The organism is Loktanella sp. DJP18 (assembly GCF_049310965.1).
Taxonomy (GTDB): Bacteria; Pseudomonadota; Alphaproteobacteria; order Rhodobacterales; family Rhodobacteraceae; genus Loktanella.
The window spans coordinates 70,186-94,614 of sequence record NZ_JBMERN010000006.1 but is presented as its reverse complement, the minus strand read 5'-3'; the positions used below and the strand labels follow the sequence as shown (position 1 = coordinate 94,614).

Sequence of the window (24,429 nt, the reverse complement as noted above, 5' to 3'; positions counted from 1 at the left end):
CTGTTCTTGATGACGGAATACATCGATCCCGACAAATCGAGCACAAGCGAAACCTCGACAGCACCCACACCCTGCACGGCGGTCGAGTTCGACGCGGCCGAGAGCGTGGTCCAGTCTGGCCGGTCGCCGCCGGTGAACATGACGTTGTTGATGTGGCGCATGAACATGGTCTCGAGGTCGTATTGCCCTTTGACCGTGACTTCGCGGCGCTTGAACCCTTCAGAGATCAGCGGCGGGCCGTCGAGATGGTCTGCCATGCCCGATTTCGTGAAGTAGTCGAGCACCACGTCGGCGGGGTTCTGGCTTTGATCCAGATTGGCGGCCGCCAGGGTTGCCCGGTCGGTGACGCTTTGCAGGGCGGCGCGGCGCGATTCGAACCGCATCAGGTCGACGGCGATGCCGCCCCAGACCGCCATGACGCACAGGAAAGGAAAGAACACGATGAACAGGTTGCCGTCTTCGGCGCGGATCAGGTAAAGCGCATGGGCCATCAGGCGGCTGCGGCGTGACGAGGTCGATGGACTCTTCTTGTGCATCATCTTGTTCCTAGAAATTTGCCTGTCAGGCAGGCCGCTGGGACGGGACCCTCTGCGCCACCCGGATCAAAACCATGTCGGCATGGCCAAATTGGGGCAGACTTGCGGCATCGCAACCTCGATTGCGCTGGGTGCTGCGCACAATGCGAATGCGGCCATCCCACCGTTTCCGCCGGGGCAATCAGGCATCTGCCGACCCTTGAAAAATGCAGGGTCCGGTTAACTCTTTCCTGCGATGCAGGTCGTTGAAGTTGGGGCGTGGCACGAATCGGGCTACATCTGACCGCGCAAGGCAACCCAAAAGGACCGCACCATGACAGATATGACCCCACTGGCCGAACCGAGCTTTCGCGAAAGCGTCGACATCATGTTCAACCGCGCGGTCAAGTTGATGGACCTGTCGCCGGGGCTGGAGGAGAAAATCAGGGTCTGCAACGCGACCTACGTCGTCCGCTTCGGCGTGCGCCTGCGGGGCGGCATCCACACCTTCACCGGCTACCGGGCCGTTCATTCCGAACACATGGAACCGGTCAAGGGCGGCATCCGCTATGCCCTCTCGGTCCATCAGGACGAGGTCGAGGCGCTGGCGGCGCTGATGACCTACAAATGCGCGCTGGTCGATGCGCCGTTTGGCGGGTCCAAGGGGGGCCTGTGCATCAATCCGCGCGACTGGGACGAACACGAGCTGGAACAGATCACCCGCCGCTTTGCCTATGAGCTGATCAAGCGCGACCTGATCAACCCTGCCCAGAACGTGCCCGCCCCCGACATGGGGACGGGAGAGCGCGAGATGGCCTGGATCGCCGATCAGTACAAGCGCATGAATACGACCGACATCAACGGGGCCGCCTGCGTCACCGGCAAGCCGATCAACGCCGGCGGCATCCAGGGCCGGACAGAGGCGACGGGGCGCGGCGTCCAATACGCCCTGCGCGAATTCTTTCGTCATCCGGAAGATGTGGCCATTGCCCATCTGACCGGCACGCTGGAGGGCAAGCGCGTGATCGTGCAGGGCCTTGGCAATGTGGGCTATCACGCCGCCAAGTTCCTGAGCGAGGAGGACGGTGCCATCGTGACCGGTATCATCGAACACGACGGATCGCTTTTCAGCGAGAAAGGTCTGGACGTGGAGGACGTGAAACGGTGGATCGCGAAGCAGGGGGGCGTCTCAGGCTATCCGTCCGGCGTGCATTCTGCCGAAGGCGCGGCCTTGCTCGAGCACGACTGCGACATCCTGATCCCCGCGGCGCTGGAAGGCGTCATCAACATGGGCAACGCCCATCGCATCAAGGCCCCTCTGATCATCGAGGCGGCGAACGGCCCCACCACGGCGGGCGCGGACGAAGTGCTGCGCGAAAAGGGCACGGTCATCATCCCAGACATGTATGCTAACGCCGGCGGTGTCACCGTGTCCTATTTCGAATGGGTCAAGAACCTGTCCCACATCCGCTTTGGCCGGATGCAGCGCCGGGCCGAGGAGGCGCGTCACGAATTGATCGTGGCCGAACTCGAACGCCTCGACGACATGCTTGAACATCGCTGGTCGATGACGCCGAACTTCAAGGAAAAGTATCTGCGCGGCGCGGATGAACTGGAACTGGTGCGTTCCGGCCTCGATGACACCATGCGGACCGCCTATCAGGCCATGCGCGCGGTCTGGCACAGCCGTGACGACGTGACGGACCTGCGCATGGCGGCCTACCTCGTGTCGATCCGCAAGGTCGCCGACAGCTACCGGGCCAAGGGGCTATAAGAGTGCCGGACGCAAGGCCGGTATCGGCTGCGTCCTGAAATCGGTCACCTTGGACCGATTTCGCCGCGCATTCGGGCAAAGGCCGCCTGAAACGGCGTCGAAAGTATCACGCGCCTTCGCCCGCATGCGCAGGGTGGGCGACGGCGTGCTAGATTGGATAGTCAAGGAGCAACAGGGAAGGACACAACTGTGATTGAATTTCTGCTGATGGCCTGTCTGGGTGGCGTGGCCGATGATTGCCGGTCGGATCAGATGCTGCTGACCGAGATGTCCTTGACCCAGTGCAACCGCAACGCGCAGCTGCTTGCGGCAAGCTGGGCTGCCGACCATCCGGACTGGCTGATCCAGCGCTACCAGTGTCGTCCGGTCAGCCTGACCGGCACAAAGACCTGATCGGCTGCGGGCAAGATCGGCAAGGCCGACAGCCCGATGACACCGCACCGACCTGCGGCGACGCAATCGGGCTTTCGCCGCCCCGCCACCGTGCTAGTCTGACTCGCAAAGCGAGAGGGCGACATGCGCTATACGGGCCTGCGGGTCATTGCGGAAGGGCTGTTGGGGCAGCGCGGGTGGAAACCCGTCTGGCGCGACCCCGCGCCAAAGGCCGAATACGACGTCATCATCATCGGTGGCGGTGGCCACGGTCTTTCGACGGCCTTCTACCTCGCGCAGGAACACGGCATCACGAATGTCGCCGTGCTGGAAAAGGGTTACATCGGCGGCGGCAACGTCGGTCGCAACACGACCATCGTGCGGGCCAACTACTTCCTGCCCGGCAACTCCGAATTCTACTCCCACTCCCTGAAGCTGTGGGAGGGGCTGGAAAGCACGCTCAATTACAACGTGATGCATTCGCAGCGCGGTCTGATAAACCTCTTTCACTCCGACGGGCAGCGCGACGCCTTCGTGCGGCGCGGCAACGCGATGATCAATCAGGGCGACGATGCGGTACTGCTGGACCGTGACGGCGTGCGCCGGCATCTGCCCTACCTCGATTTCGACAACACTCGCTTTCCGATCTACGGCGGTCTGTTCCATCCGCGCGGCGGCACGGCGCGGCACGATGCGGTCGCCTGGGGCTACGCGCGCGGTGCCGACAGCCGAGGCGTGGATCTGATCCAGAATTGCGAAGTGACCGGCATCGACATCGCGAATGGTGCCGTCACCGGCGTTCAGACCACACGTGGCGCGATCCGTGCAAAGAAGGTCGCGATGGTCGTCGCTGGCCGCTCCGGTCAGGTAGCGGCAATGGCCGGGATGCGCCTGCCGATCGAAAGCCACGTCCTGCAGGCCTTCGTGACCGAAGGGCTGAAACCGATCATCGACCACGTCGTCAGCTTCGGCATGGGGCATTTCTACATCAGCCAGTCGGACAAGGGCGGTCTGGTCTTCGGCGGCGACATCGACTTCTATGCCTCCTACGCGTCGCGCGGCAACCTGCCGATGGCCGAACACGTGATGGAGGCCGCGATGACCCTCATGCCAGCGATCGGCCGCGCCCGCGTCTTGCGCAGCTGGGGTGGCATCATGGACATGACTCCCGATGGCAGCCCGATCATCGACAAGACCGACACGCACGGATTGTTCGTCGATGCGGGCTGGTGCTATGGCGGCTTCAAGGCGGTGCCGGGGTCCGGTTTCGCCTTGGCACATCTGATCGCGACCGGTCGGCCGCTGGAGACGGCGGCGAGGTTCCGGCTGGACCGGTTCCGCACCGGCGTCGGACTGCTGGACGAAGAAGGCACCGGCAGTCAGCACAATCTGCATTGACGCGGGGATGAGAGGGCGGGTTTTGAGTTTATCTGGCCAGATGAAACAGGGGTTTGCGCCATGAGGCTGGCTTGTCCGCTGTGCGGCATCCGCGATCGTCGCGAGTTCACCTATCAGGGGTCCGATGTCGCCATGGCACGACCTGCGCGCGATGCGGGGGCTGCCGCCTGGGACGACTACCTGCATAACCGAGACAATGTGGCGGGTGCGGTGCGTGATCTGTGGCAGCATGACCCCTGCGGAGCCTGGCTGGTGGTGGATCGCAACACCGTATCCCATGCGATCGGTGGCAGCGCGCTGGCGTCCGAGGTCCCGCGATGAGGCTGGCGCGCGGCGGCCTGATTGACCGGAAGCGGCCGGTGACCTTCACCTTCGACGGCAGGCTGGTGCATGGCTTTGCCGGCGATACGGTCGCCAGCGCCCTGCTGGCCAGCGGTCGGCGACTGATGGCGCGGTCGTTCAAGTATCACCGTCCGCGCGGTGTCCTGACCGCCGGATCGGAGGAGCCGAATGCGCTGGTCACGGTCGGCACGGGTGCAGAGGCGGACCCCAACCAGCGCGCCACCACGGTCGAGATCACCAACGGGCTGAGCGTGCGCAGCCAGAACGCCTGGCCCAGCCTGCGCCGCGATGCGCTGGCGGTGAACGACCTGCTCTCTCCCTTTCTGGGTGCCGGGTTCTATTACAAGACCTTCATGTGGCCGCGCGGTTTCTGGGAAAAGCTTTACGAACCGCTGATCCGCCGCACCGCCGGGCTTGGCGCATTGTCGGGCCAGACGCCGGTTCACGCGACCGAGAAGGCGTTTGCCTTCTGCGACGTGCTGGTGATCGGGGCGGGCCCTGCGGGCCTGATGGCTGCCCTGACAGCCGCGCGGGCCGGGGCGGACGTGATCCTGTGCGACGAGAACACGCAGACCGGCGGGCGGCTGCTGAACGAGGTTGAGGCGATCGCGGGCCAGCCCGGTCACCTCTGGGCCGCTGCCATGACCGCAGAGCTTGCGGGCATGCCCAACGTCCGCATCATGACCCGCACGACCGTCACCGGAGCCTACGATCAGGGTACCTATGGCGCGCTGGAGCGGCTTTCCCCGCAGACCCGACCGGGGGCGCGGCCGACCGAGTGCTTCTGGCGGATCGTGGCGCAGCACGCGATCCTCTGCGCCGGTGCGCTGGAGCGTGGCATCGCTTTTCCGAACAACGACCGCCCCGGCATCATGCTGGCCAGCGCGGTGAGGTCCTACGTCAACCGCTGGGCCGTGGCACCGGGCAAGACGGTCACGATCTTCGGCTGCACCGACGACATATACCGCACCGCCCGCGATCTGACCGCCGCAGGGGTGCCGGTCGCCGCCGTCGTCGACAGCCGGGACACGGCGCAGGACGCGGGTGACGTGCCGGTCTATGCCCATGGACGCGTGATCGCCACAAAGGGGCGGCTCGGGCTGGAACGGATCACGGTGGCCCATGCAGGCGGCACCCGGATCATCCGCACCGATTGCCTGGCGGTCAGCGGCGGGTGGAACCCGACGGTGCATCTGATGTGTCACATGAACGGCCGCCCCACCTGGGACGCCGCATTGGCGTCCTTCGTGCCGACGCCCGGCAGCATCCCCGGCCTGGTGACGGCCGGGGCCTGCCACGGCACCTTCGATACTGCGGGTTGCCTTGCGTCCGGGGCGATGGCTGTGGCGGACCTGCTGGGCTGTCCAGCGGGTGATATTCCGCAGGCCGACGCCACACCTTACCGCGTCACGCCGCTGTGGTTGGTCGAGGGGCGCGGCCGCAAGTGGCTGGATTTCCAGAACGACGTGCATGTGAAGGACATCCACCTTGCCGCGCAGGAGAATTTCCGTTCTGTCGAGCACATGAAGCGCTACACGACGCAGGGTATGGCGACGGATCAGGGCAAGACCTCGAACGTCGCGGCGCTGGCGATCCTCGCGGACGCCACCGGGTGCGGCATTCCCGAAACCGGCACGACAACCTTTCGTCCGCCATACGTTCCCGTCAGCATCGCCGCGATGGGGGCCGGCGGTCAGGGGCATGGGTTTGCGCCCGAACGCTTCACTACATCGCACGCCGCTTCAGTCGCGCGCGGCGCGCCGATGATCGAGGCGGGGCTGTGGTTCCGGCCGTCCTATTTCCCGGCCCCGGGGGAGCGGACATGGCTGCAATCGTGCAACCGAGAGGTTGCGATGGTGCGCAGCACCCTGGGCATCTGCGATGTCTCCACCCTGGGCAAGATCGACGTGCAAGGCCCTGATGCGGCGACATTTCTCGACTTCGTCTATACCAACACGATGTCCACCCTGCGTCCTGGCCGCGTGCGCTATGGCCTGATGCTGCGCGAGGACGGGCATGTCATGGACGATGGCACATGCGCCTGCCTGGCACCCGGTCATTATGTCGTCACGACGACCACGGCGGCGGCGGGACAGGTCATGCGGCACCTTGAATACGTCCGGCAGGTCCTGCGGCCCGACCTTGACGTGCAAATGGCATCCGTGACCGAACAGTGGGCGCAGTTCGCCGTGGCGGGGCCGTTGTCGCGCGACCTGATGAACACGGTGCTGACCGACCCCATCGACGATGCGACCTTTCCCTACATGGCCTGCGGCACGGTCAACCTTGGCGCGGTGGCGGCGCGGCTTTTCCGCATCTCGTTCTCGGGCGAGCATGCTTATGAGATTGCGGTTCCCGCCCGCTTTGGCGACAGCCTGTTCCGCCAGCTTTGCGCCCAGGCCGAAGCGCTGGGCGGCGGTCCCTACGGGATGGAAGCCTTGAATGTCCTGCGGATCGAGAAGGGGCACATCACCCATGCGGAAATTCATGGTCGCACCACCGCCTTCGACATCGGCATGGACCGCATGATCGCGCGGGGCAAGGATTGCATCGGGCAGGCGGCGGCCGATCGGCCCGGCCTGACCGGACAGACCCGTCAGCAGATGGTGGGGCTGCAACCGGTCATCGCCACCCAGCGCCTGACCGCCGGGGCGCATCTGTTCGACGACGGCGCACGCGCGGTGCGCGTGAACGACAGGGGCTACGTGACCTCGGTTTGCTGGTCGCCGACGCTGTCCAGCCACATCGGCCTCGGCTTTCTGGAGAATGGCCGGGCACGGCTGGGCGAAGTGGTTGAGGCGGTGGATCACCTGCGCGGTGTCGCGACCCGGTGCCGGATCGTCGCCATGCCCTTCTGCGACCCGGACGGAGGACGCCTGCGTGGCTGAGCTGATCGCCCGAACGCCGCTGGCCGGATTGCTGCCCGTGACCATCGGCACCGTCACGATGACAGAGGTCGTGCCCGACCGACTGACCCTGATCGCACCCTTTCGGGGGCAGCAGGTCGCGGGCTTTCCAACACCCGGACGCACGACCGACACGATGATCTGGGTCGGGCAGGGGCAGGCACTGGCGCTGGGCGATGCCCCCGACGTGGGCGATGTCGCCGCCATCACCGACCAGACCGACGCCTTTGCCACCCTTCGGATCGCAGGTGCGGGGGTAGAGGATGTGTTGGCCCGGCTCGTTCCCATCGACCTGCGTGCATCGGCCTTTGCCATCGGCCACACCGCGCGCACGCTGCTGGGTCACATGATCGCCAGCGTGACTCGCCGCGGCGATGACGCCTTCGAGGTGATGGTGATGCGGTCGATGGCGCAGACGCTGGTTCACGACCTGACCCGCGCGGCACAGGGCGTCGCATTGCGTTAAGCGTCTTGGGTTAGGTCCAGTCGGCGCGGCCTGTGCCGATCGCCTCGGCCACCGTGGCAAACCCGTCACGGGCCAACAGATCGTCAAGGCCGCGGGCGATGTCGTCCACCAGGCGAAGGCCGCCATAGACCAGTGCCGTGTAAAGCTGCACGGCAGAGGCACCCGCCCGGATCTTTTGATAGGCCTGCTCTGCCGAACCCACGCCGCCGACACCGATGACCGGCAGGTCGGTCAGCTCCGCAAGCTGCGCCAGCACGCGCGTCGATTTCTCGAACAGCGGTTGCCCTGACAACCCGCCCGTTTCGCCTGCGTGCGGCCCGTGCAGGCCGTGGCGGTCAAGGGTCGTGTTCGTGGCGATCAGTCCGGCGATCCCGGCGGCATTCGCCACCTCCGCCACATCCGCAATCTCAGCCACGGTCAAGTCCGGCGCGATCTTCAGGAACACTGGCACGGGCCGCGCCAGTGCCGCGTTCGCCGTCATCACACCCGACAGCAGCGCCGCCAGCGCCGCCTTGCCCTGCAGATCGCGCAGCTTTTCCGTGTTGGGGGACGAAACGTTGACGGTCGCAAAGTCCACATGTGCGCCGCAGCGGGTCAGGACGCGGGCAAAGTCGCCGGCGCGATCCTCCGACGTCTTGTTGGCCCCAAGGTTCAGTCCGACGATGCCTTTGTGACCGCGCAGGCGGTCAGCGATCGTGTCCATGCCGTCGTTGTTGAACCCGAAGCGGTTGATCGCGGCGCGGTCCTCGGTCAGCCGGAACAGGCGCGGCCGGTCGTTGCCTTGCTGTGGGCGCGGCGTGGCTGCACCGACCTCCACGAACCCGAACCCGCTGCGGGCCAGCGGTCCCAGCGCCGTGGCGTTCTTGTCGAAACCGGCGGCAAGGCCGATGGGATTGGGCAGGTCCAGCCCTGCGATGCGGCACCGCAACCGGTCAGACGTCACCGGCCCATCCGTCGGCCCCAGCCCCAGTTTCAGCGCCTGCAAGGCCAGCCCGTGTGCCCGCTCCGGATCAAGTTGTTGCAGGATCGTCAGGCCAAGGTCTTCAAGATGGCGAAACACCGGCTAGCCCATGTCCGGGAACCGGTGCAGCCCGTCCACCAGCGGCAGCGGGCGTGCGCTGACCACGTCGGTGTCAAGCAACGGTCGATACAGATGCGGAAACAGCTCGCCGCCGCGCGACGGCTCCCACCGCAGATGTTCGCCCAGCGCGTCCGCGTCGACAGCGATCAGCCAAAGGCCATCGACGTCGGCGAAATGCTTCAGCGCCGTCTCCTCGGCCTGGGCCGCGATCGAGAAATGGATGAACCCGTCGGACAGGTCCACAGGCGCGCCCAGCGTAGACCCATCCGCCTGCAGGGCGTCCCATTCGGGGGTGCGGAAAATCTTGTAGATCAGCATGGCGCAGGGATGACGGATGCCCGCCCGGAAATCAAGCGCGACGGTCTGCCTGTCAAGCAGGCGTCACACACACAGTTTAGGCAACGCGCAAAGTGACGTTGGATCAACTTGACCCGGCGTTTGACTTGAAACCGTCCTGCCGCCAAGCTGCCGGACATCAATCCAACGGGGGACCTTTAAATGATCGCACGAATCCTTGGCACCACAGCCGCATTGGCGCTGACCGCCGGTGCCGCCAGCGCCGACTACAGCCTGACCATCCTGCACACCAATGACTTTCATGACCGGTTCGAGCCGATCAGCGCCTACGATGGCCCCTGCGCTGCCGAAGACAATACCGCCGGCGAATGCTTTGGCGGGTCTGCCCGCCTTGTGACCGCGCTGGAAGAGGCGCGCGCCCGGTCGAACAACACGATTCTGGTGGACGGCGGCGACCAGTTCCAGGGCACGCTGTTCTACACCCAATACAAAGGCACGATGACGGCCGAGTTCATGAACAAGCTTGGCTACGACGCCATGACGGTCGGCAACCACGAATTCGACGATGGCCCGGAAGTGCTGGGTGCCTTCGTCGATGCCGTCGATTTCCCGATCCTGATGTCGAACGCCGACATCTCGGGGGAACCGCTGCTGGCCGACAAGATCGCCAAGTCCACGATCATCGAGCGCGGCGGCGAGCGGCTGGGCCTGATCGGCCTGACCCCGGTGAACACGCCGGAAATCGCCAGCACCGGCCCCAACATCACCTTCACCCCGCCCGCCGACGCCGTGCAGGCCGAGGTCGACGCGCTGACCGCCGAAGGCGTGAACAAGATCATCGTCCTGTCGCACTCGGGCTATGCCGTGGACCAGGACGTCGCGTCGAATACCACCGGCGTCGACGTGATCGTGGGCGGCCATGACAACACCCTGCTGGGCGACATGGAAGGGGCCAAGGGGTCCTATCCGACGATGGTCGGCGACACCGCCATCGTGCAGGCCTATGCCTACGGCAAATATCTGGGCGAGCTGAACGTCACCTTCGACGACGACGGCGTGATCACCGAAGCCTCTGGCCAGCCGCTGGTGATGGACGGGGCCGTGGCCGAGGATCAGCCCACCCTGGACCGGATCGCCGAACTCGCCCAACCGTTGGAGGAAATCCGCAACGAGGTCGTGGGCGAAACCTCGGACGTGATCGAAGGCAACCGCGATATCTGCCGCGCAATGGAATGTTCGGGTGGCAACCTGATCGCCGACGCCATGCTGGCGCGTGTGGCCGATCAGGGGATTCAGGTCGCCATCGCGAACTCTGGCGGCATCCGCGCCAGCATCGACGCGGGCGAAGTGACCAAGGGCGAAGTGCTGACCGTGCTGCCGTTCCAGAACACCCTGTCCACCTTCGAGGTGACCGGTCAGGCTCTGCTGGACGCGCTGGAAAACGGCGTGAGCAAGGTCGGCGAGGGTGACGGCCGCTTTCCGCAGGTCGCAGGCATCACCTTCACCGTGGATTCGGCGGCAGAAGCCGGCGCCCGCGTCAGCGAGGTGATGGTAGCAGGCGAGCCGATCGATCCGGCGGCGACCTATGGCGTCGTGTCGAACAACTTCGTCCGCAACGGCGGCGACGGTTACACGATGTTCACGACGGCCGAGAACGCCTATGACTTCGGACCGGACGTCGCCGACGTGGTGTCCGACTTCATTGCAGAGAACGAGACCTACACGCCCTACACGGACGGTCGCATCACGATCAACTGATGCCGCTTGCCGCCCCGATCAGCGATCGGGGCGGCATTGCCGCGCGGGGTGCCTGGTCCTGCACCCCTCGGCGCGCTAGGATGGGGTCATGTGCGGACGCATGGCCATCACACTCCCCCATGACGCGATGGCGCAGGTCTTTGCCGCGCAGCCGTCCAACGACCTCCCGGATGTCCCGAATTACAACGTCTGCCCCACGGTGTCGGTGCATGTCGTGACTGCGGACGACGGCGGCCGCCGCCTGCGCCCCATGCGGTGGGGCTTCATCCCGGCCTGGTATGCAAAGCCCACCGGCGGACCGCTTTTGATCAATGCGAGGTCCGAGACCATCGCCGACAAGCCGGCTTTTCGCGCCGCCGTGCGCGCCCGGCGCTGTCTGATCGTGGCGAGCGGATTCTACGAATGGAAGCGGGTGCCGGACACTGTGCCGCAGCCGTGGTATGTGACCCGCGCCGACGATGCGCCAATGGCGATGGCCGGGATCTGGCAGGACTGGGAAAAGGACGGCACCCGAATCACCGCCTGTGCTGTCGTGACCTGCGGCGCCAACGCCGCGATGGCCCCGATCCACGACCGGCTGCCGGTGATCCTGTCACCGCAGGACTGGCCGCTTTGGCTGGGCGAGGCAGGGCATGGCGCGGCACCGCTGATGCAGCCTGTCGCTGATGATGCCCTTCGGTTCACCCGCGTTTCGACCGCCGTGAACTCGAACAAGGCCCAGGGCCCTGATCTGATCGCCCCGGTTCAGTAGCTGTCAGGGGCCATGCCCCACAGCATCCTGCCGTTGGGGATGCCATATCCGGATCGACCGTAGGTCACGACGCTGTAGACCGTCGTCGCCGCGTACAGCTGGATGCCCGACCCGTGGCGCAGGTTCGTGATGGTTTTTTCCTGATTGTAGGCGTCCCGGTACTTGAACGACACAGAGTTCCCGGTCTCGTTGTACAGCACGACGGACTGGCCGCCGCACAGATATTGCAGGTCTGGCACGAAGGCATGGGGCTTGATCTTGACGATCTTGGTGTTGGGTCCGCATTCCGCAGCATGTGCCCGGATGGGGGCGAGGCTGGCCAGCAGGGTCAGGCCAATGATCATGAGATGTCTGCGCATGTCCGCTCCTGATGTCGGTCCGCCATTTTGGCTGGACCTCTCCTGCACGGTGAACATGGCGCCACTATGGCGAAAAGGTGCTGCCTTGGGGCTTGCACCGCCCGAAGCAGGCGCGTTATAAGGGTCCTGCATTGAGCGGGCGTTGTGTAATGGTAAGACCTCAGCCTTCCAAGCTGATGACACGGGTTCGATTCCCGTCGCCCGCTCCATTTGCAGAATTAATGGCTTGTCATAGTTGATAATTCTCGGCGGCCGGAATCTTGACCTGCCCAAATACCCGCCAGAGAGATTGCAGAGCACCGTCTCGGGTCACGTGTGCGGCGTCTGCGTCTCGGAAGCGGTTCGTCCCATCAGGATGGCCCGGTTGCGGGCCTCGATGATGTGAAAGCCGGATTGCAGCAGGAACGGGACGGCCAATTTGCCCTTGGCGGTCCAGGCCCCGGCCTCGTCCAGCCAAGTGTCGTCGATGCAGATCACGCCGTCGGGCGAGAGGATGTCAACAAGCGCCTCGGCACATTCCAGATGCATGCGGTGGCAGTCTTCCTCATCGATCCGGCTGCCGAGGAAGGCTTCATAGCGGCTCTGGCGTAACTCGCTGTGCTTGCCATGATCAAAATCGTAGGCGTCCAGAAAGACGTAATCCAGGGGTTGCCGATAGGCAGAGAGGAAATCCTCGCCCTTGTCGGTGATCGCCTCGAAATCGGTCCCCATGCGCGCGAAGGTCTGGCGGGCCAGGGCACCGTTGCGCGGATCCATGTCGACGGTGATCATGTGTATGCCGCGCTCTTTGCAGAACGCCGCGATCTTGGCCGTGGACCCTTGGCCGGGGACGCGCTCGCGGGTCGTACCGACTTCGACAAGGACCGGAGACGGTCCGGTGCCTTCAGTCTCTGGACCCGTTCGAGGTAGGATTTTTTCCAGATGCGACAGCAGCAGGGAATGACCGTGTTCCATGCTTTGCGGAACGCCTTTGGTCAAGGACTCCTGCATCTTTTTCCGCTCGTCCGGCGCAAAGGTGCCGGCAACGTCGTCGAAGGTATCCGGTCGCAGCGTCTTGACCGCGAGCCAGGTTTCGCCCAAGTCGAGATATCGCCGCGCAATTGCCGTGCGCAAGCCGTGACTGGCAGGGGGCAAGGCCTCCTGAGCATCCGCGAGACTGTCCAGGGCCATCAAGCGATTTTTTTGCGCAACGTAGCGATAACAAAGCGCAAACGCCAAGTGAACTCTCTCGCTACCTGCGAAATCCTTCATTTCCTCGGCGATGAAGGACAGGGGATCGGCTGCATCGTCCAGATGATCAATGATGCCCGCGATCCGGGCCAACAGATCGATGGACGGGGCCATATCGACCTCGGCCTGGTGCAGCAGGGCCGCGATGGTGTCCCTCAGGACTTTGACCCGTTTGCTGGGTCAAAGAAGAACCGGTCTATTTTCCCATTACCCAAGCCGATTTCGCGCCGCTCGTCTCCGGCCTTTACACGCAACAACCACGATTGCGCGCCATTTACCGATATTTCATCATCAGATCAGCCAGGCCGCCCACATCGTGATTACCGGGACCACGCCGCCTCACTTCGATTGCAGAGAGTTCCTTGGCACGCTTCGGCATATCGGTCCCACCGTTAACCCGCCCAAGGCGGACTAATTGATCGCTGCGTGACACAACGCGACGTTGCAATTCAGTCTTACAAATAGCCCCTGTTTGCTGGACCATATGCTACGCAGCGATACAGGAAACCATACGGCAGTGGAGTCGTCGCCCGCTCCACGCCCCCGCGATAGCCGACATTCCGCCGCACCGCGTTTCGCTTGTGTCGCAGGCCCTGCGGTTTTATGTGCGAAGCGTATCACGCAGGACAAATCCCATGGCCGACGCGCCCACAGCCACCGGTGCCGAACGCGCCAAGTCGAAGAACATGGGCGCGCTGCGTCAGCTTTGGCCGTTCCTGCGGCCCTATCGCCGGATGATGGCGCTGGCCGCTGGGGCGCTGACCCTGACCGCCGTGGTGTCTCTGATCCTGCCACTGGCCGTGCGCCGTGTCGTGGACAACTTCGACGTGGCCGCCGGCGCACTTCTGGACCGCTATTTCGCGGCGGCGCTGGGCATCGCGGCGCTGCTCGCCGTCGGCACTGCGCTGCGCTACTACCTTGTGACGCGACTGGGGGAACGGGTGGTCGCCGACATCCGCACCGCTGTCTTCGACCGCATGATCGGCATGTCGCCCGCCTTCTTCGAAAAGATCATGACGGGGGAAGTGCTGTCGCGCATCACCACGGACACGACGCTGATCCTGTCGGTCATCGGGTCGTCCGTGTCGGTTGCGTTGCGCAACGTGCTGATCTTCTTCGGCGGCCTCGTCCTGATGATGTTCACCTCCTTCAAGCTGACCGCGCTGGTGCTGTTGCTGGTGCCTGCCGTCATCGTCCCCATCGTGGTGCTGGGCCGTCGTCTGCGTCAGCTCAGCCGCGAGAATCAGGATTGGATCGCCAAATCCTCGGGCGATGCGTCCGAGGCGCTGCTGTCGGTCCAGACCGTGCAAGCCTTCACCCATGAAAACATCAGCCGCGCCAAATTCTGGGATGTGACCGAGAAAAGCTACATCTCGGCCCGCACCCGGATCGGCGTGCGCGCTTGGATGACCGCCATCGTGATCTTCCTGATCTTTGCGGGCATCGTCGGCGTGCTGTGGATCGGAGCGCATGACGTGCGCGCCGACGCCATGAGCGTGGGCGAGCTGGTGCAGTTCGTGATCTATTCGGTCATGGTCGCCGGGGCCGTCGGCGCGCTGACCGAGGTCTGGGGTGAATTGCAACGCGCTGCCGGGGCCACCGAGCGTCTGGTTGAACTCCTGAATGCCGATGACGCCGTGCGCGATCCGGCAAAGGCGACCCCAGTGCCCGACGTGGCACGCGGTCAGATCGTGTTCGACGACGTGACCTTCCGTTATCCGGGCCGGCCCACCGTCACCGCCCTCGATCAGGTCAGCCTGACGGTCCAGCCGGGCGAGACCGTGGCCCTCGTCGGTCCCTCCGGTGCGGGCAAGACGACGATCATCCAGTTGTTGCAGCGGTTCTACGATCCGTCCGACGGCGTGATCCGCATCGACGGCGTGGACCTGCGTGAGATGGACCGCGCCGCCTTTCGCCACCGGATGGCACTCGTGCCGCAGGACCCGGTGATCTTTGCCGATACCGCGCGCGAAAATATCCGCTTTGGCCGCCCCGACGCCACGGATGCAGAGGTCGAGGCCGCAGCGAAAGCCGCCGCCGCACATGATTTCCTGACGGCCCTTCCCGAAGGCTACGATTCCTACGTCGGTGAACGCGGCGTCATGCTGTCGGGCGGGCAGAAGCAGCGCATCGCCATCGCCCGCGCCATCCTGCGCGACGCGCCGATCCTGCTGCTGGACGAGGCGACAAGCGCGCTCGACGCCGAATCCGAACGGCTGGTGCAGGCCGCCGTCGACGACCTTGCCAGCACCCGCACGACGCTGATCGTGGCGCACCGGCTGGCCACGGTGAAAAAGGCCGACCGCATCCTCGTGTTCGAGGATGGACGGATCGTCGCGACCGGCACGCATGAGGCGCTGGTAGCCGAGAATGGTCTTTACGCCCGACTTGCCCGGTTGCAATTCACCGCAGGTCTGGCGGCGGAATAGCCAAATATCGTGGCGTCAGTCTTGCGACCCACCCCGGTTTTCGTCCAGTGTCGTCCTGCACAACAGGCCGAACAATGGCCGCATACGTTCTGGGAGGGACATGAATGGGATACGCAGGCCAGGCCGACGCCGCCGCCATCGAAGCCGAAGCGTCGTGGGCCGACCGTGACCTGCCCGTCACGACCTTTGCGCAACTGACGCAGACGGCCGGAAAGTTTCCCAACCGTCCCGCCGTGACCTTCCAGCTGCAGTCGGGGGTCAAGGACCCGGCTGAAACGCTGACCTGGTCGCAACTGCTGGACCGTACCACGCAGACCGCCAACCTGCTCCGCAGCCTTGGCGTGCGCGAAGGCGATGTCGTGGCCTACCTTTTGCCGAACTGCACAGAGGCGGTGCTGACCTACCTCGGCGGGCAGATCGCGGGCATCGTGAACCCGATCAACCCCCTGCTGGAACCCGAACAGATCGCCGCCATCCTGCGCGAGACGGGGGCGAAGGTGCTGGTCACCATGAAGTCCTTTCCCAAGTCCGATGTCGCGCAAAAGGCCGCCGCCGCCCTAGCCCTCGCCCCCGATGTGCAGCATCTGGTCGAAGTCGATTTGCTGCGATACCTGACCGGCCCGAAAAAGCTGATCGTGCCGTGGATCAGGCCCAAGAACGCCGCGGACCACAAAGCGAAGATCATCGACTTCGAAAAGTCGGTCAAGCGGCAGCCCAAGGACCTGCAGTTCATCGACAGCACGATCGACCGCGTCGCGGCCTACTTCCACACCGGCGGCACGACGGGGATGCCCAAGGTCGTGCAACACCTGTATTCCGGTATCATCTACAACGCCTGGCTGGGCGCGCGGCTGCTGTTCACCGAAAAGGACGTGCAGATCTGTCCCCTGCCGCTGTTCCACGTCTTTGCGACCATCGTGTCGCTGGGTGCCTCGCTCGGGTCTGGCGCGCAGATCGTGCTTCCGACGCCGCAGGGCTATCGCGGGGCAGGGGTCTTCGACAATTTCTGGAAGCTGATCGAACGTCACAAGGTGACCTTCGTCATCACCGTGCCGACCGCCATGTCCGCCTTGATGCAGCGCCCTGTGGATGCCGATATCTCGACCCTGAAACTGGCTTTCTGCGGCTCGGCTCCGCTACCGCTGGAGCTTTACCGCCGGTTCGAGGAAGCCGCAGGCGTTACCATCTGCGAAGGCTACGGCCTGACCGAGGCGACATGTCTGGTGTCGATCAACCCGCCTGCGGGCGAAAAGAAGGTGGGCTCCATCGGCCTCCCGTTTCCCTATACCCGCATCAGGATCATGGACGTCGAATCCCATACGGAATGCGACGTGGATCAGATCGGCGAAATCTGCGTGTCGTCGCCCGGCGTGTTCCGGGGCAACACCTATACCGAGGCCGACAAGAACCGGAACCTGTTCTATGCGGGCGACGATCACGCGGCGCAGTACCTGCGCACCGGCGATCTGGGCCGCGTCGATGCGGACGGCTACGTATGGATCACGGGCCGCGCCAAGGACCTGATCATCCGCGGCGGCCACAACATCGACCCCGCCGAGATCGAGGAAGCATTGGCCGGGCATGAGGCCGTCGCCTTTGCCGGGGCCATCGGCCAACCGGATGCCCATGCGGGCGAACTGCCCTGCGCCTATGTCGAACTGGTGGATGGCGCCAAGGTGACCGAGGCGGAGCTGCTGGAGTTTGCCAAGGGCAAGATTCACGAACGCGCCGCGCACCCGAAGTATCTGGAAATTCTGGATGAACTGCCGAAGACTGCCGTCGGCAAGATCTTCAAGCCCGACCTGCGCAAGCGAGCCATCACCCGCGTCTATGATTCTGCGCTCAAGGACGGCGGCGTGGATGCGACGGTTGACTCAGTCACAGAGGACAAGAAGCTGGGCCTTGTCGCCCATATCACCGGCAAGGCGTCGCGGGATCAGGTCGCGACCGTGCTGTCCCAGTTCACGACCGCTTGGGACATGGTTGATTGACGTGTCATCGGCGCGCCGATTTCCGCCTGCGAGTGACGCGGGCCGCTTGCAACCACTGGCCGCGCCACGGATGATGAGCGGAACGGGGCATCCTGCCCCGACCTGAAAAGGTCTGCCCGAAAAGGGACTGCCGATGCTGTGGTTCGCGATTGCCTGTCAGATGGGCCTCTGCACCGATCGCAGGCCGCCACCGACGACCGAGCCTTATGTCATCATGTCCGATGGTGGCGGCCAGTTGATCAGCGCCGAGGCAGACCGCGCCGATCTTCTGGCATGGGGCGGGCGGGTCGAAATCCGCGGCTTCTGCCGGTCCGCCTGCGTGATCTTCACGACCTTGCCGAATGCCTGCCTCGGGCCGGGTGCATCCGTCGGCTTTCACGGCTCCAACGTCAACCGGGGGCCGGTCGGCAACCAGCAGATGGCCCGCTATCTGCGCGGAGAGGCGCAGCGGCGCTATCTTGCGGAATGGCAATACATTCCGCAAACCGACATTCACAAGATGATGGCGGTGGATTATGCCAAGCTCGATCCGCAGGTCCGGATCTGCGACCACTGAACATCGGGCGTCGGAATATCAGAACGTGGGGGGCGTGCAGGCGCTGATGACTTCGCAGACGGCGTCGCCCGCGTTGCGGAACCGATGCGGCAGACGGCTGTCGAAGATATAGCCGTCGCCCGGCCCCAGCACAGCGACACGGCCATCGACGGTCACCTCGACCTCGCCCCGCACGACGATCCCGGCTTCCTCGCCCGCATGACTCAGCAGTTCTGGTCCGGTATCGGCGCCGGGCGGATAGGTTTCGTGCAGCAGTTGCAGTGCATGATCCGCCGCACGACCCAACTGGCGCAGGGACACGTGCGGACGCGGGTCCGCGTCCTGCGGCGCGATCTCGTGGAACTGGTGCGCCTTGTAGAAATATGTCGGGGCCTCGGCTTCGGCCGGCGGCGTAAAGAATTCGGCCATGCTGATCGGAATAGCGTCCAGCAAGGATTTCAGCGACGCGACGGAGGGCGATGTCCTGTTCTTCTCGATCAGGCTGATGGTGCCATTGGTCAGGCCCGCCCGCGCCGCCAGTTCCCGCTGCGACAGCCCATGCCGCTCGCGCAAGGTCCGCAGCCGTTCCCCGATATCCACGCACATCCTCCCGACAGGGCAGCGAGATCGGCAGCCCGAGGCGCATTAAGGGACGCCTCCGGGACAGGTTTCAAGCGAAAACTGCCGCGTGTCGCTGCTGGACAAGTTGTGACGCAAATCGGAACGAAATCGGCGGTTGGCAATTATATTAAACAGGCAGCACCAATTTACTAGACATCTCTGGCTTGCAAAGGACCGCGCGCATGTCGATGAAACCCAAGACCGACAAGACCAAGATGAAGCCATCCAAGGCCGCCGCCGCGGCCACGCGTACGCCCCTGACCGTCGTGCCCGACCTGCCGGCAGAGGAGCAGACGAATGCCGCCCTGTTGAAGCGACGCACCAATGCCGTGCCACGCGGCGTTGCCTCTGCCGCGCCGATCTTTGCCAGCTACGCCGAGAATGCGGAACTGTGGGACGTCGAAGGCAACCGCTTCATCGACTTCGTCGGCGGCATCGCCGTGCTGAACACCGGCCACCGCCACCCCAAGGTCATCGCCGCCGCCAAGGCGCAGGAAGACCTGTACACGCACACCTCGTTTCAGGTTGTGCAGTATGAACCCTATGTCGCCTTGGCCGAACGCCTGAACGCGTTGGCGCCTGGCGAGCATGCGAAAAAGACGTTGCTTGTGACCACCGGGGCCGAAGCGGTGGAGAACGCGGTCAAGATCGCCCGCGCCGCGACGGGCCGCCCCGGTGTCATTGCCTTTACCGGCAGCTATCATGGCCGCACCCTGCTGACGCTGGGCCTGACCGGCAAGATCAGCCCCTACAAGAAGGACGTCGGCCCGTTCCCGTCCGACATCTTTCGCGCGCCCTTTCCGAATGCCCGCGACGGCATCACCGTGCAGGACGCGCTGACCGCGCTGAACAACCTGATGCTGACCGACGCGCAGCCCGAACGCATCGCCGCCATCATCATCGAACCCGTGTTGGGCGAGGGCGGCTACACCCCCGTGCCGTTCGAGATGATGCAGGCCCTGCGCGCGCTCTGCGACAAGCACGGCATTCTGCTGATCGCGGACGAAATTCAGGCTGGCTTTGGCCGGACCGGCAAGTGGTTCGCGATCGAGCACTCGGGCGTCGTGCCCGACCTGATCACCGTGGCAAAGTCGATGGCGGGCGGCTATCCCATCGCTGGTGTCATCGGCCGCGCCGACATCATGGACGCGATGATTCCCGGTGGCCTTGGTGGCACCTATGGGGGCAACCCGGTCGCCTGTGCCGCAGCCCTGGCCGCGATCGACGTGATCGAGGAGGAGGGCCTGCTGGATCGATCCACCCGCATCGGAGAGCATTTCAAGGCCAAGTTCGCCGAGATCGGCGCGCGCGCGGCACCCTGGCGCATGTGGGACATCCGCGGCCTCGGTGGCATGGTCGCCGTCGAATTCGTGAGCGATTTCACAACTGCCGCCCCGGACGCCGACCTGACGAAGAGGGTCGTGGCCCACGCGCTGAAACGGGGATTGATCCTGCTGTCCTGCGGCCTGCACGGCAATGCCCTGCGCATCATGGTGCCGCTGACGGCGTCCGACGCGGTCATCGACGAAGGGCTTGCGATCTTTGAGGCGGCGCTGGCCGCTGCGGTTGCGGAGCAGCATGCGGCATAGGCGGTATGGATCGGCCCGCCTGCGGGCCGATCCGGTGGGGCTCTGCCCCACACCCCGGGACATTTTCAACCAGAAGAAGGGGAAGTGGGGGAATGCCGTGGCGTCCGTTTTCCTTTCGGGAGCCAGCGTGCTAGGTCTGGATCAAGCGCGCCTGACGCGTAACACAGTAAAAGTAGACCCCAGATGACCCCCTTCGCGATCGCCGGCGTCCAGATGTACGTCAATGCCCTGCAACCCAACGTCGATGGGATGCTTCAACGCCTCGACGTGCTGATGATGCGTTTTCCCTGGACGCAGATGGTCCTGTTTTCGGAACTCGCCCCATTCGGTCCGCTGGACAAATTCACGTTGGAGCCGCAGAACGAGACGCTGGACCGGTTCTGCGACGCGGCGCGCAAGCATCGCGTCTGGCTGATTCCCGGATCGATGTTTCTGCGCGCGCCCGACGGTCGCATCCTGAACACCGCTGTCGTGATCGATCCGGACGGCAACATCGTGAAGCGCTATGCCAAAATGTTCCCGTTCCGGCCCTACGAGGCGGGGATCGCCGCCGGCACGGAATTCTGCGTCTTCGACGTGCCGGACGTCGGCCGCTTCGGCCTGTCGATCTGCTATGACATCTGGTTCCCCGAGACCACGCGTCAGCTGACGGCGCAGGGGGTCGAGGTGCTGTTGCATCCGGTCCTGACCGGCACCACCGATCGCGACGCGGAGCTTGCCATCGCACGGGCGACCGCCGCGCAGTTCCAGTGTTACGTCATCGATGTGAACGGGCTTGGCGCGGGGGGCATCGGCAAGTCCTGCGTCGTCGATCCGACCTCGATGGTACTGCACCAGTCTGGCGGGCAGGAGGACATGTTCCCCATCGAGGTCGACCTCGACATGGTGCGTCGCCAGCGCGAGACGGGGATGAAAGGACTGGGTCAGGTTCTGAAATCCTTCCGCGACCGCGACGTCGATTTCAGCGTCTATGACCGTGCAAGCGGCGTGGATTCGTTCCTCAATACCTTGGGGCCACTTGAAATTCCGACGCAGGGCACACGGGCTGGTCTGCATGTCGAAGTGCCCGCCGAGGCGGAAATTCAGGTTGAATACAAAACCCCGGCCCTAGGTGTTGCAGGGGCGGCACCCGTCCCTCACACTGGCGGAAGCTGACGCGCCACCTGTGGTTGCGGCCTTTGAGGTCGCGACCCGCCGGCGTCCCGCTCTACAAAGACGAGGACCGACCGCCATGCATTCCGTGACCGACTACTACTCTGCCACCCAGCTGCGTGCCGACCGCTGGAGCGAGTTGCGAGAGGTCACCGCGCAGTTGTCGCGCGAGGCCCCCGCAAGGATCAGCCCGACCCTGCGCAGCCAGGCGTCGGATCTGTTCGACGGTTTGGCCGAGATCGAGGCCTACTGGGCTTTTCCCGGCCTGTCCGTCTTCGACCACATGCGCCGCCAGTTCGAACACAACAGCTTTACCGAGCTGTCCTACAGCGTGCACCGCGTCGCCCGCGCCCTGACGACAGGGGCTTACCGACGCCGCCACATCCTGCTGGACCACGACAGCGACGACCGCGAGGAGCATGACGACGAAGCGCTTCTGTCGCCCGAAGTCCGTGCCATGACAAAGCCTTATTTCGAGGTGCTGATCGTGGACGAGGTGTCGGCGGCACAGGAACACTGGCTGAAATCCAACGTTCACGCCATGCGCAGGCCCGAGGACCCCTTCATCTACGAGGCCGTCGTGGTGCCATCGGTCGAGGATGCCCTGATCGCGGTGTTGTTCAATCACAACATTCAGGCCATCGTCGTGCGTCCCGGCGTCACCCTGCGGTCCCGGTCCGATCATCCGATCCTGTCGCGGTTCCTTGAAGGGATTGCCGGCACCGACAAGCTGAACGACCTCGAATCCAAGGACTTCGGCCCGGCACTGTGCCGCCTGATCGACGACGTGCGCCCGGAACTGGACGCCTACCTTGTCACCGAACGGTCGGTCGAGGATATCGCCGGGACCGAACTTGGTGTCTGCCGCCGCGTCTTCTACAATCAGGAAGACTTCATGGAGTTGCACCTGAATATCCTGCGGGGCGTGCAGGCGCGCTACAAGTCGCCGTTCTTCACGGCGCTGGTGAACTATTCCAAGCAGCCCACTGGCGTGTTCCACGCCATGCCGATTTCGCGAGGCAAGTCGATCACACGGTCGCACTGGATTCAGGACATGGGGGCCTTCTACGGCCCCAATATCTTTCTCGCCGAAACCTCTGCCACCTCTGGCGGGCTGGACAGCCTGCTGGAACCCAGCGGTCCGATCAAGGAGGCGCAGGAGCTGGCATCCCGCGCTTTCGGGTCCAAGCAGACCTTCTTTGCCACCAACGGCACCTCGACCTGCAACAAGATCGTCGTGCAAGCTCTTGTGCGACCCTTGGATATCGTGCTGGTCGACCGCGACTGCCACAAGTCGCACCATTACGGCATGGTGCTGGCGGGCGCGCAGGTCTGCTACCTCGACAGCTATCCGCTGAATGAATACTCGATGTATGGTGCCGTGCCGCTCCGCGAAATCAAGAAGCAGTTGCTGGACCTGAAGGCGGCCGGCAAGCTCGATCGCGTGCGGATGCTGCTGCTGACGAATTGCACCTTCGACGGCATCGTCTACAACGTCGACCGCGTGATGGAGGAATGTCTGGCGATCAAGCCGGACCTGATCTTCCTCTGGGACGAGGCGTGGTTCGCCTTTGCCCGGTTCAACCCGACCTACCGCAAGCGCACCGCGATGCGCACCGCCAACAAGATGCGCGCCCGGTTCAAGACTGACCAGCACGCGCAGGCCTATGAGGCGCAACAGGAGATGCTGAAGGGTGCGGACACCGAAACCCTGCTGAAGACGCGCCTGATCGCCCCGCCGACGGCCCGCATCCGCGTCTATGCCACCCAGTCGACCCACAAGACCCTGACCGCGCTGCGGCAGGGGTCGATGATCCACGTCAACGATCAGGACTTCAAGGGAGAGGTCGAACAGGCCTTTCACGAAGCCTACATGACGCATACGTCGACCTCGCCCAATTACCAGATCATCGCGTCTCTGGATGTCGGCCGCCGACAGGTGGAGCTGGAAGGCTTCGAATTCGTCCAGCGTCAGCTGGAGGCCGCGATGTCGATGCGGCGCGCGATCTCGACCCATCCGCTGCTGGCGAAATACTTCAAGGTCCTGTCGCTCCGCGAAATGATTCCCAGCGAATACCGCGAGTCCGGGACCGAGAGCTATTACGACCCCGACCGTGGCTGGATCGACATGCTGGAGGCCTGGGAGGATGACGAATTCGTCCTGGACGCGACCCGCGTGACGCTGGCCGTCGGTGGCACCGGCTGGGACGGCGACACCTTCAAGACCAAGATCCTGATGGACCGCTACGGCATCCAGATCAACAAGACGTCGCGCAACTCCGTATTGTTCATGACGAATATCGGCACGACCCGGTCATCGGTCGCCTATCTGATCGAGGTGCTGGTGGAAATCGCACGCTCCCTCGACGACCTGTTGGACGATGCGTCCAAGATGGAGAAGTTGGGGTTCGAGCGTCGCGTTGCGAACCTGACGCTGAACTATCCGCCATTGCCCGACTTCAGCCGCTTCCACGATGCCTTTCGCGCCGATGATGTGACGTCCGAAGGCGACATCCGCGCGGCCTATTACATGGCCTACGACGAGAATAACTGCGATTACATGGACCTGGACGGCACGCTGCGGCACGCGCTGGCAGAAGGCCGTGAAGTCGTCTCGGCCAGCTTCATCATTCCCTATCCGCCCGGTTTCCCGATCCTCGTGCCGGGGCAGGTGATCTCAAGCGAAATCCTCGCCTTCATGCGCGCCCTCGACGTGAATGAGATTCATGGCTACCGCGCCGATCTGGGCCTGCGCATCTTTACCCCAGAGGCGCTGGCCGCGCACATGCCGCAGACAGCCTCCAAACAGATCAAGAAGGTCACTTCCGACAAGAAAACCGCCGCAGAATAATCAAAGGACGTT

Annotated in this window: 20 protein-coding genes and 1 tRNA gene; 15 read left to right on the top strand and 6 right to left on the bottom strand. The window is 64.2% G+C overall.

Annotation, left to right across the window (positions count from 1 at the left end; all coding sequences use genetic code 11):
* Positions 1 to 539: Tad domain-containing protein (locus tag ACOI1H_RS03235; protein ID WP_422435280.1), on the bottom strand; the 539-nt coding region annotated here is incomplete at its 3' end.
* A gap of 319 nt (positions 540 to 858) precedes the next feature.
* Here ACOI1H_RS03235 and ACOI1H_RS03230 point away from each other — a divergent pair.
* The 6 genes from ACOI1H_RS03230 to ACOI1H_RS03205 all read left to right on the top strand — a co-directional run bounded on the left by ACOI1H_RS03230 (position 859) and on the right by ACOI1H_RS03205 (position 7,773).
* Positions 859 to 2,289: a Glu/Leu/Phe/Val family dehydrogenase gene (locus ACOI1H_RS03230; protein WP_422435286.1), complete on the top strand. Its 1,431-nt coding sequence runs from the start codon at positions 859 to 861 to the stop codon at positions 2,287 to 2,289.
* 189 nt (positions 2,290 to 2,478) lie between these two features.
* Positions 2,479 to 2,682: a hypothetical protein gene (locus tag ACOI1H_RS03225; protein WP_422435279.1), complete on the top strand. Its 204-nt coding sequence runs from the start codon at positions 2,479 to 2,481 to the stop codon at positions 2,680 to 2,682.
* Between the two features lie 123 nt (positions 2,683 to 2,805).
* The gene (locus tag ACOI1H_RS03220; RefSeq protein WP_422435278.1) at positions 2,806 to 4,059 is read left to right on the top strand and encodes a sarcosine oxidase subunit beta family protein; all 1,254 of its coding nucleotides are present in this window, start codon (positions 2,806 to 2,808) and stop codon (positions 4,057 to 4,059) included.
* A gap of 60 nt (positions 4,060 to 4,119) precedes the next feature.
* Positions 4,120 to 4,380 (top strand): sarcosine oxidase subunit delta, encoded by a 261-nt coding sequence (locus tag ACOI1H_RS03215; protein ID WP_422435277.1) that lies wholly within the window; start codon positions 4,120 to 4,122, stop codon positions 4,378 to 4,380.
* Entirely contained in the window at positions 4,377 to 7,289 is a 2,913-nt protein-coding gene (locus ACOI1H_RS03210) for a sarcosine oxidase subunit alpha family protein (protein WP_422435276.1), read from the top strand. The genes ACOI1H_RS03215 and ACOI1H_RS03210 overlap by 4 nt, the downstream gene beginning before the upstream one ends.
* Complete coding sequence (locus ACOI1H_RS03205) at positions 7,282 to 7,773, top strand: sarcosine oxidase subunit gamma (protein ID WP_422435275.1); 492 nt, start codon at positions 7,282 to 7,284, stop codon at positions 7,771 to 7,773. The genes ACOI1H_RS03210 and ACOI1H_RS03205 overlap by 8 nt, the downstream gene beginning before the upstream one ends.
* A gap of 10 nt (positions 7,774 to 7,783) precedes the next feature.
* On the opposite strand, the gene ACOI1H_RS03200 is transcribed toward ACOI1H_RS03205, so the two are convergent.
* Together ACOI1H_RS03200 and ACOI1H_RS03195 are read right to left on the bottom strand one after the other, a co-directional pair.
* A complete protein-coding gene (locus tag ACOI1H_RS03200) occupies positions 7,784 to 8,833 on the bottom strand; it encodes a quinone-dependent dihydroorotate dehydrogenase (protein WP_422435274.1) in 1,050 nt (349 codons plus the stop codon).
* Positions 8,834 to 8,836: 3 nt separating this feature from the next.
* Positions 8,837 to 9,172 carry a DUF952 domain-containing protein gene (locus tag ACOI1H_RS03195; RefSeq protein ID WP_422435273.1) on the bottom strand — a complete coding sequence of 112 codons (336 nt, stop codon included), beginning with the start codon at positions 9,170 to 9,172 and terminating at the stop codon, positions 8,837 to 8,839.
* Between the two features lie 180 nt (positions 9,173 to 9,352).
* Here ACOI1H_RS03195 and ACOI1H_RS03190 point away from each other — a divergent pair, with 180 nt between their 5' ends.
* Together ACOI1H_RS03190 and ACOI1H_RS03185 are read left to right on the top strand one after the other, a co-directional pair.
* A complete protein-coding gene (locus ACOI1H_RS03190) occupies positions 9,353 to 10,909 on the top strand; it encodes a bifunctional metallophosphatase/5'-nucleotidase (protein WP_422435272.1) in 1,557 nt (518 codons plus the stop codon).
* Between the two features lie 88 nt (positions 10,910 to 10,997).
* Complete coding sequence (locus tag ACOI1H_RS03185; RefSeq protein WP_422435271.1) at positions 10,998 to 11,660, top strand: SOS response-associated peptidase; 663 nt, start codon at positions 10,998 to 11,000, stop codon at positions 11,658 to 11,660.
* Here the strand turns inward: ACOI1H_RS03185 and ACOI1H_RS03180 are convergent.
* On the bottom strand, positions 11,654 to 12,019 hold the full coding sequence (locus ACOI1H_RS03180; protein ID WP_422435270.1) for a hypothetical protein: 366 nt from the start codon (positions 12,017 to 12,019) through the stop codon (positions 11,654 to 11,656). The two genes, ACOI1H_RS03185 and ACOI1H_RS03180, sit on opposite strands and share 7 nt — an antisense overlap.
* 135 nt (positions 12,020 to 12,154) lie before the next feature.
* On the opposite strand from ACOI1H_RS03180, the gene ACOI1H_RS03175 reads away from it, so the two are divergent.
* Positions 12,155 to 12,228 (top strand) — tRNA-Gly (locus ACOI1H_RS03175).
* Positions 12,229 to 12,328: 100 nt separating this feature from the next.
* On the opposite strand, the gene ACOI1H_RS03170 is transcribed toward ACOI1H_RS03175, so the two are convergent.
* Positions 12,329 to 13,363 (bottom strand): hypothetical protein, encoded by a 1,035-nt coding sequence (locus ACOI1H_RS03170; RefSeq protein WP_422435269.1) that lies wholly within the window; start codon positions 13,361 to 13,363, stop codon positions 12,329 to 12,331.
* A 521-nt stretch (positions 13,364 to 13,884) separates the two neighbouring features.
* On the opposite strand from ACOI1H_RS03170, the gene ACOI1H_RS03165 reads away from it, so the two are divergent.
* The 3 genes from ACOI1H_RS03165 (at position 13,885) to ACOI1H_RS03155 (ending at position 18,225) form a co-directional block, all read left to right on the top strand.
* Positions 13,885 to 15,678 carry an ABC transporter transmembrane domain-containing protein gene (locus ACOI1H_RS03165; protein ID WP_422435268.1) on the top strand — a complete coding sequence of 598 codons (1,794 nt, stop codon included), beginning with the start codon at positions 13,885 to 13,887 and terminating at the stop codon, positions 15,676 to 15,678.
* A gap of 104 nt (positions 15,679 to 15,782) precedes the next feature.
* On the top strand, positions 15,783 to 17,669 hold the full coding sequence (locus ACOI1H_RS03160) for an acyl-CoA synthetase (RefSeq protein WP_422435267.1): 1,887 nt from the start codon (positions 15,783 to 15,785) through the stop codon (positions 17,667 to 17,669).
* Positions 17,670 to 17,802: 133 nt separating this feature from the next.
* Positions 17,803 to 18,225 (top strand): hypothetical protein, encoded by a 423-nt coding sequence (locus tag ACOI1H_RS03155; RefSeq protein ID WP_422435266.1) that lies wholly within the window; start codon positions 17,803 to 17,805, stop codon positions 18,223 to 18,225.
* Between the two features lie 18 nt (positions 18,226 to 18,243).
* Here ACOI1H_RS03155 and ACOI1H_RS03150 read toward each other — a convergent pair whose 3' ends face one another.
* Positions 18,244 to 18,804, bottom strand: coding sequence for a cupin domain-containing protein (locus ACOI1H_RS03150; protein ID WP_422435265.1), 561 nt, complete (start codon positions 18,802 to 18,804; stop codon positions 18,244 to 18,246).
* 203 nt (positions 18,805 to 19,007) lie between these two features.
* Between ACOI1H_RS03150 and gabT the strand changes: the two genes are divergently transcribed.
* The 3 genes from gabT to ACOI1H_RS03135 all read left to right on the top strand — a co-directional run bounded on the left by gabT (position 19,008) and on the right by ACOI1H_RS03135 (position 24,417).
* The gene (gene gabT / locus ACOI1H_RS03145) at positions 19,008 to 20,414 is read left to right on the top strand and encodes a 4-aminobutyrate--2-oxoglutarate transaminase (protein WP_422435264.1); all 1,407 of its coding nucleotides are present in this window, start codon (positions 19,008 to 19,010) and stop codon (positions 20,412 to 20,414) included.
* A gap of 183 nt (positions 20,415 to 20,597) precedes the next feature.
* A complete protein-coding gene (locus ACOI1H_RS03140) occupies positions 20,598 to 21,569 on the top strand; it encodes a carbon-nitrogen hydrolase family protein (protein WP_422435263.1) in 972 nt (323 codons plus the stop codon).
* A gap of 76 nt (positions 21,570 to 21,645) precedes the next feature.
* Positions 21,646 to 24,417: an aminotransferase class I/II-fold pyridoxal phosphate-dependent enzyme gene (locus ACOI1H_RS03135; RefSeq protein ID WP_422435262.1), complete on the top strand. Its 2,772-nt coding sequence runs from the start codon at positions 21,646 to 21,648 to the stop codon at positions 24,415 to 24,417.
* The last annotated feature ends 12 nt before the right edge of the window (positions 24,418 to 24,429 follow it).